At 63.8% G+C, this 17,038-nt stretch carries 11 protein-coding genes and 1 pseudogene; 3 read left to right on the plus strand and 9 right to left on the minus strand.

The window, feature by feature from the left end; translation table 11 throughout:
* The 8 genes and pseudogenes from GJ695_RS03360 to GJ695_RS03395 all read right to left on the minus strand — a co-directional run.
* Positions 1-310, minus strand: a pseudogene (locus GJ695_RS03360) (23S rRNA pseudouridylate synthase B); the annotation flags it as partial.
* Positions 297-1,019, minus strand: a complete 723-nt coding sequence (scpB, locus tag GJ695_RS03365; RefSeq protein WP_154360885.1) for an SMC-Scp complex subunit ScpB — start codon at positions 1,017-1,019, stop codon at positions 297-299. The gene scpB and the pseudogene GJ695_RS03360, both read right to left, overlap by 14 nt.
* A 246-nt stretch (positions 1,020-1,265) precedes the next feature.
* Positions 1,266-2,291, minus strand: coding sequence for a glucokinase (locus tag GJ695_RS03370; RefSeq protein ID WP_154362205.1), 1,026 nt, complete (start codon positions 2,289-2,291; stop codon positions 1,266-1,268).
* Positions 2,292-2,525: 234 nt separating this feature from the next.
* Entirely contained in the window at positions 2,526-3,479 is a 954-nt protein-coding gene (locus GJ695_RS03375; protein ID WP_154362206.1) for a VTT domain-containing protein, read from the minus strand.
* A 25-nt stretch (positions 3,480-3,504) separates the two neighbouring features.
* Complete coding sequence (locus tag GJ695_RS03380; protein ID WP_154362207.1) at positions 3,505-5,175, minus strand: ABC transporter ATP-binding protein; 1,671 nt, start codon at positions 5,173-5,175, stop codon at positions 3,505-3,507.
* Entirely contained in the window at positions 5,172-6,257 is a 1,086-nt protein-coding gene (locus GJ695_RS03385; protein ID WP_154362208.1) for an ABC transporter permease, read from the minus strand. The genes GJ695_RS03380 and GJ695_RS03385 overlap by 4 nt, the downstream gene beginning before the upstream one ends.
* Complete coding sequence (locus tag GJ695_RS03390) at positions 6,254-7,192, minus strand: ABC transporter permease (RefSeq protein WP_154362209.1); 939 nt, start codon at positions 7,190-7,192, stop codon at positions 6,254-6,256. Before GJ695_RS03390 ends, GJ695_RS03385 begins: the two co-directional genes overlap by 4 nt.
* 1 nt (position 7,193) lies before the next feature.
* Positions 7,194-8,963, minus strand: a complete 1,770-nt coding sequence (locus GJ695_RS03395) for an ABC transporter substrate-binding protein (protein WP_154362210.1) — start codon at positions 8,961-8,963, stop codon at positions 7,194-7,196.
* A gap of 428 nt (positions 8,964-9,391) precedes the next feature.
* On the opposite strand from GJ695_RS03395, the gene GJ695_RS03400 reads away from it, so the two are divergent.
* The 3 genes from GJ695_RS03400 to GJ695_RS30350 all read left to right on the plus strand — a co-directional run bounded on the left by GJ695_RS03400 (position 9,392) and on the right by GJ695_RS30350 (position 15,742).
* Positions 9,392-12,106: a TonB-dependent receptor gene (locus tag GJ695_RS03400; RefSeq protein WP_229261277.1), complete on the plus strand. Its 2,715-nt coding sequence runs from the start codon at positions 9,392-9,394 to the stop codon at positions 12,104-12,106.
* 456 nt (positions 12,107-12,562) lie between these two features.
* Entirely contained in the window at positions 12,563-15,418 is a 2,856-nt protein-coding gene (locus GJ695_RS03405; protein WP_229260621.1) for a TonB-dependent receptor domain-containing protein, read from the plus strand.
* Positions 15,419-15,607: 189 nt separating this feature from the next.
* Positions 15,608-15,742 (plus strand): hypothetical protein, encoded by a 135-nt coding sequence (locus tag GJ695_RS30350; protein ID WP_267874239.1) that lies wholly within the window; start codon positions 15,608-15,610, stop codon positions 15,740-15,742.
* A gap of 46 nt (positions 15,743-15,788) precedes the next feature.
* Here the strand turns inward: GJ695_RS30350 and aroG are convergent, their stop codons facing one another.
* Positions 15,789-16,868 (minus strand): 3-deoxy-7-phosphoheptulonate synthase AroG, encoded by a 1,080-nt coding sequence (gene aroG, locus GJ695_RS03410; RefSeq protein WP_154362212.1) that lies wholly within the window; start codon positions 16,866-16,868, stop codon positions 15,789-15,791.
* Positions 16,869-17,038 lie beyond the last annotated feature (170 nt).

Genomic DNA, 17,038 nt, shown 5'->3' on the forward strand with positions numbered 1-17,038 from the left:
TGGCCGGCTTGGCGGCCGGTTCGGCGCTGTCGGCGACGGCTGCAGCTGGCGCGGCGACCGGTGCGGCATCGGCGGCAGCCGTGTCGGCCTTCTTGGCGCGCGGCTTTTTCACCGGGGCCGGTGCATCGGCGGCGACCACGTCGGCGACCGCCTTGGCGGCACGCTTGGGCTTGGCGACTGGCGCCTCGCCGGAGGTGGCAGCGGCGGCAGCATCGGCTTCGATCTGGGCTTTGGTACGGCGTTTCGGCTTGGCGACAACTTCGGCCGCAGCTGCGTCGTTGACTGTCTCAGGGGTATTAGGTTTGTTCATTATTCGTTTCTTGGTTGTGCTCAGCGTCAACCGTTAAATCTGGCGCGGGGCCTGTTTCTTGCTCAGCCTCGGGCGGAGCTACGTGCTCAGCGCTGTCCTGCTGCGCCGCTTTCTCAAAATTCTCTTGCAGGGCGGCTTCCAATGTTTCCATTGCATTTTGCCCATCACTGATTTGCTGCAACGGCGGCAGCTGGGACAGCGAATTCAAGCCCAGATCATCCAAAAACTGCTTGGTCGTGCCCAGCAAGGCCGGGCGGCCGACGACATCCCGGTAACCAATGGCGTCCACCCAGCCGCGGTCTTCCAGCATCTTGATCGTCTGCGAATTGACGGCGACGCCGCGTATCTCTTCGATATCGCCGCGCGTGACCGGCTGCCGGTAGGCGATGATGGCCAGCGTTTCCAGCGTCGCCCGCGAATAGCGCGGCGGCTTTTCCGGATTCAGCCGGTCCAGGTACAGCTTCATTTCCGGACGACTCTGGAAGCGCCAGCCGGTCGACAGGCTGATCACTTCGACGCCCTTGCCGGCCCAGTCGAGCCGCAATTCTTCTAGCAATTCCTTGATCGTATCGGCGCCTACACCGGGGCCGCGCGGCCTGTCCTGGTCATCCAGTTCGACAAACAGCTTTTTCAGACTGTGGATCGACAACGGCTCACGAGCGCATAGCAAGGCGGTTTCGAGGACTCTTTTAGCCTCAACTGTATCCATAAGCAAAATCGAAAGAAATCAATCACATTCAGTGAGGCTGGTGGGAGTTACTCGCTGAAGCTGCTTTTCCGACACCAAGGCCTATGCGCACCCGGCGGGAAGGAGGGACATGCCAGCAACGGCCTGAACCGTTGCTTTTTCTACGTAAAACGTGGGCAGGAAGCCAGACGTTTCATCCAACAACGCGAATTGTACCTGATAAAACCATAAAACGCGCATTTCGACGTCATCGAAATGTAACGGATCTTACTCGGCCGTCAAGCGTTCCGACAAAATTGCCGAAACGCCAACGAACGCCGGGTACTCGGCGGTGATGACAAACGTCGGCACGGCGGCCAGGTATTTGTCGAACCGGCCCTTGGCTTCGAAACGGGCGCGGAAGCCGGAACGGTCGAAGCGCTGGCCCAGTTTCGGCACGATGCCGCCGCCGATATAAATGCCGCCCTGCGCGCCCAAGGTCACGGCGATGTTGCCGGCGACGGTGCCCAGCATGCAGCAGAATGCTTCGATCACTTCGTCGCACAGCGTGCATTCGCCGGCCAGCGCGCGGCGCGAAATCTCGGCGGCGCTGAGTTTTTCGGCCGGCAGGTCGCCGTGGTCGGCCAGGGCGCGGTAGATCAGTTCGATACCGGCGCCGGACATCAGGCGCTCGGCCGACACGTGCTCGAATTCTTTCCAGGCAAATTGCAGGATCGCCACTTCGGTCGGGTTGGCCGGCGAGAAGGTGACGTGGCCGCCCTCGCTGAGCAGCGCGGTCCAGCCGTCCTTGCCCGGAATCAGGCCGGAGACGCCCAGGCCGGTGCCGGCGCCGATCAGGCCCAGCGGCGTGCCCGGCACGCCGACGCCGCCGCCGACCTGGTGTTTCTGCGTTGCCGACAACTGCGGCAGCGAGCTGGCCAGCGCGGTGAAGTCGTTGACCACCACCAGGGTGTCGAAGTTGACTTCGCGGCGCAGGGCCTCAATCGAGAATGCCCAGTGGTGGTTGGTCATGCGCACCATGTCGCCGGTGACCGGATTGGCGATCGCAATCGCGCCGTTCCGGATGCCGGTGACGCCCGCCTGGGCGACGGTCGGCGAGGCCAGGTACGCGACCAGGGCGGCGGCCAAGGTCGGGTAGGCGGCGCACGCCAGCACTTCGATCGCTTCAATCCGGCCCGGAGCGGTTTCCAGCGCAAAGCGCGCATTGGTGCCGCCGATGTCCGCCAGCAGACGCGGGCCACCAGGGAATACAGTGGTCAGGGAGGGAGGCGTTTGTACGGACTGAGCTGTCATGATGGGTCGAAAATAGTTGAGGCTTAAGCTTAAGGTAACTCGCCGCCGCAGGCAAGCGGAGTTTGTAGTTTTAGTACAGTTTTGCCACAGAACTTTCTAAAGAGGGAGGTTTGCGCCGTAGTATGACTACCAGTCAACATTATGGAAGCGCTTCCATATTGCACTAAAAAAAATGCCGCGCTGGCGGCAAGATCCTGTCGTTCCCGCGCAGGCGAGAACGACGATGTACTGCGATCAGGCCGAGGCGGCGTGATCCTGCTCCTGCAGCGACTCGCTACGGAACGCGGCGTTCCACGCATCCAGGCCGCCATGCAGCGGACGGGCGCGGTGGAAGCCCTGCCCCACCAGGCTCTTGGCCACGTGGGCGGCGGTCACGTCGTTCGGGCAGCTGCAATACACGATGATCGGACGGCTCTTGTCCAACCCGGTGATTTCCGCGCTCAGATCGCCGCCGTTGAACAGCAGCGCGCCAGGCACCGCCGGGTCCAGCATTTGCGCGGTGGCGCTGCGGGCGTCGACCAGGATCGGCTCGTGACCCTGCTCCATCATCATCTTGAAGTCATCCACGGTGATGCGCTCGATGTCGACCGACTGGCGGAAACGCTTGCGCTCCACATATTTGAACGCCACGAACAGCGCCAGCAAGACCACCAGCACCAGCAGCGCGGTGGTGCCCATGGTGCTCAGGATGTCCAGCAGCTGGTCCACGCTGGTGTGGAAGAAGGCGCCGATGCCGATGCCGGTGCCGGCCCACAGCAGGCTGCCCAGAATGCTGAACGACAGGAACACGCCGCGGCGCGTGCCCATGGCGCCCGCCAGCGGCGGCGCGATGACGTTAAAGCCGGGAATGAACTTGGAGACGATCAGCGCTTTCGGCCCCCAGCGCTTGAAATTGTCCTCGGTCTGGCTGACGCAGTAATCCGGCGACAGCGAAATCTTGCACAGCAGTTTGAGGATGCGCTTGCCGTAAAAGCGCCCGGCGCGGAACCAGAAACTGTCGCTGATCAGGCAGGCCAGCATGGCGACCGCCAGCACGGCGAACCAGTTGGTGTCGCCGTCGACCGACATGGCGCCAGCCACAATCAGAATCGGAAACGCAGGAATGGGCATGCCGATCTGCTCGATCAGCACAATCCCGAACACGATCAGGACGCCATATTCTTGAAGCAGGAGGATTAAATTCGCCATTCGGATATCTTAACTTAAAAATCGCTTAACCGCTGCGGGGGATCGCCGCCAGCAGGGCACGCGTGTAAGGCTGCTGCGGATTACGGTAGAGCTCGTCCGCGTCGGCCAGCTCCACCACTTGTCCCTGATGCATCACCATCACCTGGTCGGCCATGTACTTCACCACCGACAAATCGTGGGAGATGAAGATGTATGACAGTCCCAGTTCGTCCTGTAAATCCTGCAGAAGGTTGAGCACCTGCGCCTGCACCGACACGTCCAGCGCCGACACCGATTCGTCGCAGACCAGGATTTCCGGCTGCAGCGTCAGGCAGCGGGCGATGGCGATGCGCTGCCGCTGGCCGCCGGAGAACTCGTGCGGATAGCGGGAGACCGCAGATGCGGGCAATCCGACTTTTTCCAAGAGCGCCTGGACCCGTCCCATGCGCTCGCGGTCGTTGGCGCCGATGCGGTGGATGCGCATCGGCTCCAGCAGGATGTCGCCGACGGTAAAGCGCGGGTTCAGCGAGGCATACGGATTCTGGAAAATGATCTGGATGCGGCGCTTGTAGGCCTGAAACTCGCGCGCCGGCATGCGCAACAGGTCGCGGCCGTCGAACACGGCGCTGCCGCCGCTGGCCTGGTGCAGCCGCAGCAAGGTCAGGCCGACGGTGGTCTTGCCGGAGCCGGATTCCCCTACCACGCCCAGGGTCTTGCCGCGCGCCAGCGTGAACGACACGTCCTTCACCGCGTGGAATGTACGCTTGCCGAACCAGCCCTGGCGCACCGTGAAATGCTTGCTGAGGTTGCGCACCTCCAGCAGCGGCGGGTCGCCGGGCGACGTGCCGCGCCGGCGCTCGGGCTGCGGCGGCGGTGCGGCGCCATCCAGATAATCCGCGATGACCGGCAGGCGCCACGGCCGCTTGTCCAGCGACGGCCGGCAATGCAGCAGCGCCTGGGTGTAGGCGTCGGCCGGCTGGGTCAGCACCTGCCGCGCCGGGCCGGCCTCGCGCACCTCGCCGTGGCGCATGACGACCACGTGGTCGGCGATCTCGGCCACCAGTCCCAGGTCGTGGGTGATGAACAGCACCGACATGGCGCGCCGCTGTTGCAGGCGCGCGATCAGTTCCATGATCTGCTTCTGGATGGTGACGTCCAGCGCGGTGGTCGGCTCGTCGGCGATCAGCAGCCGTGGTTCACAGGCGATGGCCATGGCGATCATCACGCGCTGCTGCTGGCCGCCGGACAGCTGGCTTGGATAGGCGTCGATTTTGACGGCGGGATCGGGAAGGCCGACCTCCTCCAGCAATTCCAGCGTGCGCCGTCGCGCCTCGGCGCGACGCATGCCCAGGTGCAGCCGGAGCACCTCGCCGATTTGCGCGCCCACCGTGAACACCGGATTCAGCGACGACATCGGCTCCTGGAAGATCATGGCGATGTCCTTGCCGCACAACGCGCGGCGCTGCCGGCCATCCAGCGCCAGCAGCTCGGTGCCGTCGAAGCGGATGCTGCTGGCCGGGTCGATGCGCGCCGAGGCCGGGTCGAGCAGGCCCATCACCGCCAGCGAACTGACCGACTTGCCGCTGCCGGACTCGCCCACCAGCGCCACCGTGGCGTTGCGCGGCACGCTGAAGCTGACGCCCTTCACGGCCTCGGTCGTGGTGGTGCGGTCGACGCGGAAGGCGACGCGCAGGTTGCGGACATCGAGCAGCGTCATGGTTTCACCTTGGGATCGAGGGCGTCGCGCAATGCGTCGGTAAACAGCGAGAAGGCGGTGACCAGCAGCGCCATGGCGATGGCGGCGGCGGTCAGCTGCCACCAGCGGCCGAGGATCAGTTCGTTCTGCGCCTCGTTCAGCATGCTGCCCCACGACACCACGCCGACCGGCACGCCGAAGCCGAGGAAGCTGAGGATGACTTCGGCCTTGATGAAGCCCACCACCAGGATCGACATCTGCACCAGCGCCACGTGGCTGATGTTCGGGAAGATGTGGCCGAACATGCGGCGCCAGTGCGAGGCGCCGATGGCGTCGGCGGCCATCACGTATTCGCGCGCCTTGTGCTTGATGTATTCGGCGCGGATCAGCCGGTACGGGCCGGTCCAGCCGGTCAGGCCGAGGATCAGCACGATGGTCAGCACGCCCTTCTGCTGCAGCACGGCCGCCACGGTGAGGATCATCAACACCGATGGAATGGCGGTGAAGATGCTGTAGAACCAGTTGAAGAAGTCGTCGACCACGCCGCCGCAGTAGCCCGACAGCGCGCCGAACACCGTGCCCAGCGCCACCGCCAGCAGCGCCGCCACCAGGCCCACCACGATCGAGGTCTCGCCGCCCTTGATGGTTTTCTTGATGATGTCATGGCCCCATTTGTCGCCGCCGAACGGCAAGGTCGCGCGGCGAGCGGCGCCAGCCGCCGCCCCGCCCCCGCTCGCCGCCGGCTGCGCCGCGCGCAATGCCGCCAGATCGGCGGCCAGCGGATCGACCACGCCATACATCTCCACCGCGCCGCCGGCCAGTTGCGCGCGCAGTGCGCGCATGTCGTCGGCCAGGGGATCGAAAGGATTGTCGGGCAGGGCCTGCTGCGGCGCGGCCGGGGCCACGGCAGGCGCCGCCGCGCCGGCAAAGCCTGGCGGCGCGTAATTGACGCCAACTTCCTCTTCCCAGTCGGCGACGATCAGGCCGCTGGCGGACAGCACCACCATCAGCAGGAAGGCCAGCACCACGGCCAGCGCCGCCATCGCCACCCGGTCCGCGCGCAGGCGGCGCCATGCCAGTCCCCACAGTCCCTGCGCCCTCATGCGAGCTTCACCCGTGGATCGACCGCCTGATACAGCAGGTCCGTCAGCAGGTTGAACACCATGGTGGCGGCCGCCACGTAGACGGTGATCGCTTTGATCACCGGGAAATCGCTGCGCTCCACCGCGAGGATCACCTCGCGGCCGATGCCCGGTATGCCGAAGAAGCGCTCCAGCAGAAACGCGCCGATCAGCAGCGCCGGCAGGTTGGCCATCACGTAGGTCAGAATCGGAATCGCCGCATTGCGCAGCACGTGCACCCACATCACGCGCCGTTCGCTCAGGCCCTTGGCGCGCGCGGTGCGCACATAGTCCTGCCCCACCTCGTCCAGCACGAAGCTGCGGAACAGGCGCAAGGTCGGCGCCACCGACACCGCCAGCCCGATCAGGATCGGCAGCGCCGCATAGCGCAGCAGGTTCTCGCCGAAACGCTCGCCCCAGCCCTGCACCGGAAACAGCCCCAGCTGATACGCCAGCCCGTACTGGAACACGATGATGTAGACCAGGATGCTGACCGACATGCCGACCGTGCAGGCGATCATCACCGCGCGGTCCGTCAGCGAGCCGCGCACGAAGGCGATCACCAGCGCCAGCGCGATGCCGATCAGCGTTTCCAGCACGGTCAGCGGTATCAGCACCGTCAGCGACGGTCCCAGCCGCGTCGCGATGATGTGCGACACCGGCTCGCTGGTGGCCCAGCTCAGGCCGAAGTCGAAGGTGACGATCTGCCTGATGAAAATCCCCAGCTGCACGTAGTAAGGCTGGTCGACGCCGAGCTGGCGGCGGATGTTGGCGATGCTCTCCGCGTTGGCCATCTTGCCGGCCAGAATGTAGGCCGGATCGCCGCCCACCCAGTTGAACAGCACGAACACCAGCAGCACCACCCCCAGCAGGGTCGGCAGCATCTGCCACAGGCGTCGAACGATGTAAGCCAGCATCTCAGTCCTTGCTTTCGATATCGATGTACTTCCATTCCTGATGCAGGATCGGATGCTTTTTATAACCGATGACCGCCGGCTGCGCCAGCATGTTGCGGTAGCGCGAGAACGCCGGCATCACCACCGCCTGCGCCTCGATCCGGCGCGCCATCTTGCGGTACAGCGCATCGCGCTGCGGTCCCGGCGGCATGCTGTGGCTGGCTTCGAACCAGGCGTCGAACTGGGCGTCCTGATAGCAGCCGTTGTTGTTCTGGCCGATATTGCCGCCGTAGAACAGCTGCATGAAATTGTCGCCGTCCGGATAATCGGCCAGCCACTGATAGGTGCGCGTCTGGATCTTGCACAGCGTTTCCGCCTTCTGGATGTCGCTGAAGATCATGCGCTGGTTCGCCATGCGGATGCCGAGCCGGTGGTAGGTCTTGCGCCACAGCTCGGCCATCAGCACGCCGTTGGCTTCGTTGCGCGAGGTGTAGGTGATCACCAGCGGCTTGCCGTCGGGCAGCGTGCGCCAGCCGTCCGCGCCCTTCCTGTAGCCATAGCGGTCCAGCAGCTGGTTGGCCAGCACCGGATCGTAGCGCAGCAGCGGCTGGTACTGGGCATCGTGGCCGGCCACGCCGGGCGGGATCGGGAAGTACAGGCGCTGCGCCTCGCCGTTGAGCACCAGCCGGATTTCCTCGTCCACATCGTGGGCCATGGCGATGGCGCGCCGCAGCGCGACCTTTTCCTTGCTGAAGCCGCCCACCACCGGGTCGCGCATATTCCAGTAGTAATAGCTCAGCTCCGGATCGACGATGCGCGACAGCTGGATGCCGCGCGCCGCCAGCTCCGGCCGCAGCCTGCCGTCCACCAGCGCCTTGGGCGACAGCGCGCCTTCCAGCCAGAAGATGTCGGCGCCGCCGCTGATGAAGGACAGCCAGCGCGACTGGTCCTCCAGCTGCACGCTGATCTCGATGCGGCCGATCTGCGGCATCTTCTTGCCCTGCATGCGCGCCACGATGCGCTCGTCGCCGTCGACGCTGGGCTGGAAGTCCCAGGTTTCCGGGCGATGGCCGGTGTTCTCCTCCAGCACGATGCGGCTGCCGCGTATCCATTCGCCGAGCTTGTAGGCGCCGGTGCCGACCGGGTGGCCGGCCACCTCGCCCCTGGCGTCGCCGTACTTGTCGATGACCTCGCGCGCCACCGCCGCCAGCGGTTCGTAGGCCAGGATCATGCCGAGGTTGAAATCGGTGTGGGTCAGGTGGATGCGCAGCGTGTAGGGATCGATGATCTCCAGTCCCGCCACCGGCGCGTCGTAATTGAAGCGGCCGGTCTGCCGGGCCTGGGCGGCCAGCGCGTCCAGGCCGACGACCTTGCCTTCCAGCAGCCAGGCGTTGGGCGAGGCCAGGCGCGGATCGAACAGGCGCTTCCAGGAATAGACGTAATCGGCCACCGTCAGTTCGCGCCGCTTGCCGCCGAAGGCCGGATCGGGCGTGAAGTAGCTGCCCTGCTTCAGGCGGATCAGATAGGTCTTGCCGTCGCCCGACACTTCCGGCAGCGCGGCGGCCGTCTCCGGCGCCAGCTTCACCGGCCGCGCCAGGTAGTCATAGGTGTACAGCGTTTCGAAGATCGCTTCGGTGACGTGGCCGGTATAGTAATCCCGCCCCAGCGCCGGATCGAAACTGGCTTCGGCGGCGGGCAGGATGTAGCGCAAGGTCTTCACCGGCGCCGCCATCGCGCAGCTTGCCGTCAGCAGGACCAGGCTGGCTGCCGCGGCAATCTTCAAACACTGCATACCCATCCTCACGCCGCCAAATGGGATTCACAATACAGCAGATTGCACTTATCAGGAATGCCATCCCGGGGCGCCGGCGCCCAAGTCAAGCAAATTTTGTGCTGCGGCGCAGTATTGCCGCACGTAAACCCGCATGAAATCTGGCGTTGCGGCCTGAATGGCTTTACAAAAAGACGTATGTTTTTTACACAAACTGTTGTTTTGATACGTCAAAAATCTCAATTGTGTTTGACAAGCAACTTCTACAGATGGTTTCATGCGCCCCTTTCGTAATTACTTTATTTATGAAAAGACGAGTCTGATCTGCAATTTCCGCATGGTTGGACTGTATGCGAATTTCTTTGGAGTGTTTGTTGATGATGATGGAAACGGTTTTATCCCGCTCCGTGCGCCTGATGTTCTCGGGTTCCGTAGCAGCAGTCCTGGCCATGCCAGCCTTCGCCCAAAACGCCGAGCCGACCGGCCCGATCCAGCGCGTGGAAATCACGGGTTCGAGCATCAAGCGCGCGTCCGCCGAGACCGCCTCGCCGGTGCAAATGATCACCCGTGACGAGCTGATGAAGTCCGGCAAGGGCACCGTCGCAGAATTCCTGCAAAGCCTGACCGTGGACGGCGCCGGTTCGCTGCCGAGCGGCTTCGGCAGCGGCTTCGCCGCCGGTTCGACCGCCATTTCGCTGCGCGGCCTGGGCGCGACCTCGACCCTGGTGCTGCTGAACGGCCGCCGCATGGCGCCGTTCGCCCGCGCCGATGACGGCCAGAAGAGCTTCACCGACCTGTCGACCATCCCGATGCAGCTGGTGGAACGCATTGAAGTGCTGAAGGACGGCGCCTCGTCGACCTACGGCGCCGACGCCATCGCCGGCGTGGTCAACATCATCCTGCGCAAAGACTTCGAAGGCGTGACCGTCAAGGCCGACACCGGCACCTCGCGCTACAGCGACAACAACCAGAACAACCTGGCCGTGACCATCGGCAAGGGCAACCTGGACGACGACAAGTACAACCTGGTGTTCAACATCGAGTACAAGAAGTCCGACGAACTGGCGGCGTCCGCCCGCAAGGACCGCGGCTGGATCGGCCATGGCGACATCCGTCCATGGGGCTACCTGCAGAACACCCAGTACATGGGCGGCTACATCACCCCTGGCGCCTCGGCAGCCACGCCGACCGGCGCGTTGATGGACCCGAAAACCAAGAACTACGTCTCGCTGGGCGGCTGCTCGCAGTTCTCGCAGACCGTCAAGCAGGACGCCGCCGGCGGCTGCCTGTGGTCGCAAGACCAGTTCCGCGACCTGCAACCGAACGTTGAATCGCTGAACCTGTACACCCGCGGCACCCTGCAGGTGAACTCCGACCTGCAGGTGTACACCGAACTGGGCTACTCGACCCGCAACAGCTCGTTCATGCTGGCGCCGGTCTCGGCCACCCCGAACGTGACCTTCCCGGCCACCGCCGCCAACCCGAACGGCATCATCCTGTACAGCAACGACCTGCTGATGTCCGGTTCCCACCCGCAAAACATCTTCGGCACCGACACCCGTCTGCGCTACTCGATGTTCGACCTGGGCCCAAGCAACCACATCGCCAACAACGACTTCAGCCGCATCGTGCTGGGCGCCAAGGGCACCAACTTCGGTTGGGACTGGGATGCCGGCTTCACCCACTCGGAATCGAAGCTGTACCTGGAATGGACCAACCAGCTCAACATGAAAGTGCTGAAATCGGCACTGGGCGATCCAACCAGCCAGTACTTCCCGTACTACATCGGTTCGCAAGCCTACAAGAACCCGGCCTCGCTGTACGCCGCGCTGCGCGTCAACGCCTCGTCCAACTCGACCACCAAGCTGGACATCGTCGACTTCAAGGCCTCGCGTGAACTGTTCGCTCTGCCAGGCGGCAACCTGGGCCTGGCGATCGGCGGCGAACACCGCCACGAGCAGCTGGACAACCCGTCGCTGACCGGTTCCGACGACGGCTCGACCAACATCTCCTACGTGGCCGCCAAGGGCGACACCAAGGTGTCGGCGATCTACGCCGAACTGCTGGCGCCGGTCCTGAAGACCGTGGAACTGTCGGGCGCGCTGCGTTACGACCACTACTCGAACTTCAATTCGACCACGCCGAAACTGGGCGCGAAATGGACCCCGATCAAGAGCTTCGCCCTGCGCGGCACCTACACCGAAGGCTTCCGCGCGCCTGGCGTGGCGGAATCCAACCTGGCCAGCCAGTCGACCGGCACCTCGTCGGTGGTTGATCCGGTCCGTTGCCCTGGCGGCAAGCCGGCAGCCGGCGGCGCCACCACCCTGGATTGCAACATCCAGATCGGCGCCGTCAAGATCGGCAACCCGAACCTGGCGCCGGAAAAGTCGAAAGGCTACACCCTGGGCATGGTCTGGGATCCGCTGAACGACACCAATATGTCGCTGGACGCGTGGAAAATCCGCCGCACCAACGAAATCAACCCGCTGTCGTATGTTGAAGCCGCCGCCCTGCCAACCGCAGTGCGCGCCGACAACAATCTGGTGGTGAACGGCGTTGTACAGCCTAACACCGGCACCCTGCTGATCTCCAAGGCGCCATACCAGAACTCCAGCTACACCGAAGTCAAGGGTATCGACCTGGACGTCAAACAGCGTCTGCGCCTGGGTGACTACGGCAAGGGCACCATCAACCTGGTGTGGTCGCACGTGGCCTCGTGGGTACGCGCCGACAAGAGCCAGACCTTCCAGTTCGCCGGCACCCACGGCAACTGCGATACGTCGGACTGCGCCGGCACGCCGAAGGACAAGATCAACCTGATCACCTCCTGGGACAAGGGCAACTGGAACGTGGCCGGTACGGTCAACTACCGCTCGGACATGAAGAACATCCGTTACGAAGGCGCGCCTTGCGCGGTGCTGTTCGCCAACGGTACGCCTTCGCCGAACGGCGCCTGCCGCCTGCCATCGTTCACCACGCTGGACCTGTCGACCCGCTACAACTGGAGCAAAGCGCTGCAACTGTACGCTTCGATGAACAACGTGCTGGACCGCATCGCCCCGCTGGACGCGCTGACCTACGGCGGCATGAGCTTCAACCCGATGGACGCCTCGGGCGCCACCGGCCGCTACGTCAAAGTCGGCCTGCAATACAAGTTTGACTAAGTTCTTCTAGCAGGAACAGGTCATACCGGAGCCGGACCCGCCGCAAGGCGCGTCCGGCTTTTTCACGTCCGTCACTTGTCGCATAAATGTAACGTTATGTTTCGTCGTGAATCAAGTTTCATGCACTTGCTTTTGCACCAACATGATGCAAAGACCCCACACCGCCACCGGAGATTCGCTTTTTTTTTGATCGCTCAACAATGTTTCATCTCGCATTAGTGACCTCCGCACCAAATTAGAGCGTGTTTCGGGCGAATTTGGCGCGCCGAGCAGGCGTCCGTTTTACCGCGTTTTACCCAGGTTTGCACATTGACAGCCGTTGTCAGCGGGTGATTTCATGAATGAATGAAGGAAACAAAGAGTTCCTTCCCCGGTCAACCGGGTAGAGAGAAAAACATACACCCAGCGTGTTCACTGTACTAAATGGGAGCGACAACAATGATGGTTGAAACAGTAATGGCCCGATCCGTCCGCGTGATCTGCGCCGGCGGCCTGATGCTCGGCATGCACAGCGCCGCCATGGCCCAGCAGGCCGCCGACCCCGACACGATCACCCGTGTGGAAATCACCGGTTCCTCGATCAAGCGGATCGCCAAGGAAGGTTCGCTGCCGGTGCAGACGCTGACCCGCGCCGACATCGAGCAAAGCGGCGTGCAGAACGTCGCCGACCTGGTCGCCCAGCTGCCGTCGATGCAGGGCTTCATTACTTCGTCCGCCTCGGTCAACGGCGGCGGCGGCGGTGTCCAGACCGCCTCCATCCACGCCATCGGCACCCAATACACGCTGGTCCTGCTGAACGGCCGCCGCATGGCGCCATACGGCACCGGCAGCGCGGTCAACCTGGCCAGCATTCCGCTGGCCGCCGTCGAGCGTGTCGAAATCCTGACCGACGGCGCCTCGACCCTGTACGGCTCGGACGCGATCGCCGGCGTCATCAACTTCATCCTGAAGAAAAACCAGACCGACCTGATCGTCGAAGGCACCTACAACTCGCCGCAGCACTCCGGCGGCAAGAGCAGCAACTTCTCCATCAGCAAAGGCTGGGGCAATGTCGAATCCGACGGCTTCAACGTGCAGGTGTCGTACAGCCACGACGAGCAGAAGGAGCTGAACGCGGCCGACCGCGACTTCGCCAAGTCCGGCGTGCAGAAGTTCACCCACAACGGCAAGCAGTACGCCACCTGGCAGACCAGTATCAACTCGACCCCGGCCAACGTCGAGGTGGTCACCGCCAACGACGACGTCGTCCTCAACACCGACCTGCTGAACAAGAACAACTGTACCCAGGCCAACACCTTCTCGCGCAGCGGCGCCTGCCGCTTCGACTACGCCGCCACCGTGCAGCTGCTGCCGGAACTCAAGCGCGACAGCATCTTTGCCAACGGCACCCTGAAGCTGGGCAAGGACACCACCGCCTACAGCGAAGTGGTGCTGTCCAAGTTCACCAACACCGCGCGCTACGCGGCCGCCGCGCAGCCGCTGACCGTGTTCAGCACCGATCCGGTGACCGGCGTCAAAACCGTCAACAACAACTACATCGGCGCCTACAACAGCTCGGTCGCGCCGCTGCTGGCCAGCCAGGGCATCAACGCCGCTGATGTCACCGACGCCTTGCTGTACTACCGCGGCGCCGACGCCGGTGGCCGTACCGACGAGTACCGCACCGACGCCGCCCACATCGTGTTTGGCATCGACAGCAACTACGCCGGCTGGGACGTGGGCGCGTCCTACACCCACTCGCAGAACAAGCAGACCGACAAGGCGCTGGCCGGCTACATGAGCGGCGACAAGTTCGAGGAGCTGATCCGCACCGGCAAGTACAACCCGTTCGTCTCCACCACCGGCGCCGCGTCGGTGCTGGCGGCCGCCGTGCTGCACCAGGACCTGGACAAGACCAAGTCGAAGATCGACGTGGTCAGCGCGCACGCCTCGCGTGAAGTGTTCGACCTGCCGGGCGGCGCGGCCGCGCTGGGCGTCGGCGCCGACTTCACCAAGCAGAAGTACGAAGACACGCCAGCGCAGATCGCCATCGGCCCAGGCCCAGGCAATCCGGGCTGGACCGACGTGGAAATCGGCGGCGGCACCGGTTCGCAGGCACTCGACGCCAGCCGCAACAACTGGGGCGCGTTTGCCGAGTTGCTGATGCCGGTCGCCAAAGACTTGGAAGCCACCACCGCCGTCCGTTACGACAGCTATGACGCGGTACAGAAACACAACGTCAGCTACGACTCGACCGGCAAGGTCGCGCCAAGCGGCAAGCTGGGCGAGGATGTCGCCAAGGCCACCTACAAGCTGGCGTTGCGCTACACGCCGACCCAGTCGCTGCTGCTGCGCGGTTCCTACGGCACCGGCTTCAAGGCGCCGACCATGAACAACATCGCCGACCCGCTGAAAAACGCCGGTTCGTCGAACGCCTTCCCTTGCCCGGTCAAGTCGCCTGATCCGCGCGCCGTGTACTGCCGCCCTGGCTCGTCGGAATACGGCCTGCTCGACAGCGGCAACCCGGCCACCGGCGCCGGCTCGCTGAAAGCCGAAACCTCGAAACAGGCCACCGTCGGCTTCCGCCTGGAACCGACCACCGCCTTCTCGGTGGGCCTGGACTGGTGGGACGTCAAACTGAAGAACCAGATCCGCACCTTCTCGCAGGACCAGCTGTTCACCAACCCGACCCTGGCCAACCAGTGGATCGCCGTGTACGCCGACCCTATCCAGAAGAGCAATGTGCTGGTGGCGGTGCGCGCGCCGATGAACCTGGCGTCGTCGCACTTCCAGGGCGTGGACTGGGACACCACCTTCCGCGCGGCCACGCCGATCGGCAAGGCCAGCATCAACTGGACCGGTACTTTCATGCTCAAGGCTGAACAGGATACGCCGGGCGTCGGCACCGAGAAATCGATCGGCCGCTTCGACTCCTACGATGACGTGGTGTTCCGCGTGGTCAGCCGCATGATCTTCACGCTGAAGACCTCGACCAAGCTGAGCAACTCGCTGACCGTGAACTACCGCTCGGGCTACCACGACAAGGTGCTGACCGCCGACGACGCGCAAGTGCGTGTGGTTAACGCCGACGGCAGCATCGGCGCCACCGCCGACATGGACCGCAACGTCAAGTCGTACACCACGGTCGACTACCAGGCCAAGCTGAACTACATCAAGAACCTGACCCTGACCGCCGGCATCCGCAACCTGCTGGACCAGGACCCACCGTTCTCGGTGCGTAACTCGGGCGGCGGCAACCAGGTCGGCTACGACGGCCGTTACGCCGATCCGCTGGGCCGTACGTTCTACATCACCGCGCAGTACAAGTTCTAAGCCTCCGCGCTTGAGCTGACGAAGGGCCGGCCATGCCGGCCCTTTTTTATTATTCAGGCAGCTTATGTCTCATATGCCGATGTTATCCATTTTATGTATGGCGCATATCGAAATTTAAAATTATATTTATATCTGCGCTTGCGGTAAGCTGTGTCCATCGATAATTATTGCTGTCCACAGGAACCCACCATGACTACTGCTACCGCTACCCTGGCCACCCAAACCGTCGCCAAAACTGCCGCCACGCCATCGTGGAAGCGCATCATCCGCCGCGCCCTGGAAACCCTGGGCAAGCACTACGCCTACGGTCCTTACACGCTGTAAGCGCAGACCGCAGTCATCAAAAAAGCCGGGGCTAGCCCGGCTTTTTTCATTTTGCCGCCGCTTCGGCGGCGATGGTCGCCAGGCGGCGCTGGCGCACGGCGGCGGCCAGTCCCTGCAGCACCTGCACGCTGCTGTCCCAGTCGATGCAGCCGTCGGTGATCGACTGGCCGTAGGTCAGTTCCTTGCCCGGCACCAGATCCTGGCGGCCGGCCACCAGGTGCGACTCCACCATCACGCCGACGATGCGCGTGTCGCCCGCCGCCACCTGGCCGGCGATGTCGGCGCACACCGGCACCTGGTTTTCCGGTTTCTTCGAACTGTTGGCGTGCGAGGCGTCGATCATCAGGCGCGGCGCCAGGCCCTGGCCGGCGATCGCCTTGCAGGCTTCGTCGACGCTGGCGGCGTCGTAGTTCGGCGTCTTGCCGCCGCGCAGGATGATGTGGCAGTCCTCGTTGCCGTTGGTCGACACGATGGCCGAGTGGCCGCCCTTGGTCACCGACAGGAAATGGTGCGGCTGCGAGGCGGCCTTGATGGCGTCCACCGCGATGCGCACATTGCCGTCGGTGCCGTTCTTGAAGCCCACCGGGCACGACAGGCCGGAGGCCAGCTCGCGGTGCACCTGCGATTCGGTGGTGCGGGCGCCGATCGCGCCCCAGCTGATCAGGTCGGCGATGTACTGCGGGCTGATGACGTCGAGGAACTCGGTGCCGGCCGGCAGGCCCAGCTCGTTGATATCGCGCAGCAGCTCGCGCGCCATGCGCAGGCCGTCGTTGATGCGGAAGCTGTTGTCCATGTAGGGGTCGTTGATCAGGCCCTTCCAGCCCACCGTGGTGCGCGGCTTTTCGAAGTACACGCGCATGACGATTTCCAGGTCGCCCGCCAGCTCCTGGCGCAGCGGCGCCAGCAGGCGCGCATATTCCATCGCCGCCTTCGGATCGTGGATCGAACACGGGCCGATCACCACCATCAGACGGTCGTCCTGGCCGTGCAGGATGCGGTGCAGCGCCACGCGCGAATTGGCGGCGGTCTGTTCAGCTGCTTCCGTGCACGCAAACTCGCGGATCAGGTGGGACGGTGGCGTCAATTCCTTCATCTCGCGGATGCGTAAGTCATCGGTACGGGGCATTGCTGTTCTCCAAGTGATCTAAAAACATCGATAAAAACACGGGTAAAAAAAAACCGCCTCGGGAGGAGGCGGTTTTTTCGGGAATTCGCTGGGACTCGTTTTTGCTTCTACGTGCACCGGCCGCTACTCCACCGCCTGAGGGGTTGGGAAGCTAAAGTAAAACCAGCCGT

This window comes from Duganella alba, assembly GCF_009674495.1.
GTDB classification, from domain to species: domain Bacteria; phylum Pseudomonadota; class Gammaproteobacteria; order Burkholderiales; family Burkholderiaceae_D; genus Rugamonas; species Rugamonas alba.

What these genes read in the sequence shown, in the direction of transcription:
- GJ695_RS03400 (WP_229261277.1), top strand. Translation starts at nt 9,392, where the DNA reads ATGCCAGCCTTCGCCCAAAACGCCGAGCCGACCGGCCCGATCCAGCGC.
- GJ695_RS03370 (WP_154362205.1), bottom strand. Translation starts at nt 2,291, where the DNA reads ATGACAGCTCAGTCCGTACAAACGCCTCCCTCCCTGACCACTGTATTC.
- GJ695_RS03390 (WP_154362209.1), bottom strand. Translation starts at nt 7,192, where the DNA reads ATGCTGGCTTACATCGTTCGACGCCTGTGGCAGATGCTGCCGACCCTG.
- GJ695_RS03405 (WP_229260621.1), top strand. Translation starts at nt 12,563, where the DNA reads ATGGCCCGATCCGTCCGCGTGATCTGCGCCGGCGGCCTGATGCTCGGC.
- aroG (WP_154362212.1), bottom strand. Translation starts at nt 16,868, where the DNA reads ATGCCCCGTACCGATGACTTACGCATCCGCGAGATGAAGGAATTGACG.
- GJ695_RS03375 (WP_154362206.1), bottom strand. Translation starts at nt 3,479, where the DNA reads ATGGCGAATTTAATCCTCCTGCTTCAAGAATATGGCGTCCTGATCGTG.
- GJ695_RS03380 (WP_154362207.1), bottom strand. Translation starts at nt 5,175, where the DNA reads ATGACGCTGCTCGATGTCCGCAACCTGCGCGTCGCCTTCCGCGTCGAC.
- GJ695_RS03385 (WP_154362208.1), bottom strand. Translation starts at nt 6,257, where the DNA reads ATGAGGGCGCAGGGACTGTGGGGACTGGCATGGCGCCGCCTGCGCGCG.
- GJ695_RS03395 (WP_154362210.1), bottom strand. Translation starts at nt 8,963, where the DNA reads ATGCAGTGTTTGAAGATTGCCGCGGCAGCCAGCCTGGTCCTGCTGACG.
- GJ695_RS30350 (WP_267874239.1), top strand. Translation starts at nt 15,608, where the DNA reads ATGACTACTGCTACCGCTACCCTGGCCACCCAAACCGTCGCCAAAACT.
- scpB (WP_154360885.1), bottom strand. Translation starts at nt 1,019, where the DNA reads ATGGATACAGTTGAGGCTAAAAGAGTCCTCGAAACCGCCTTGCTATGC.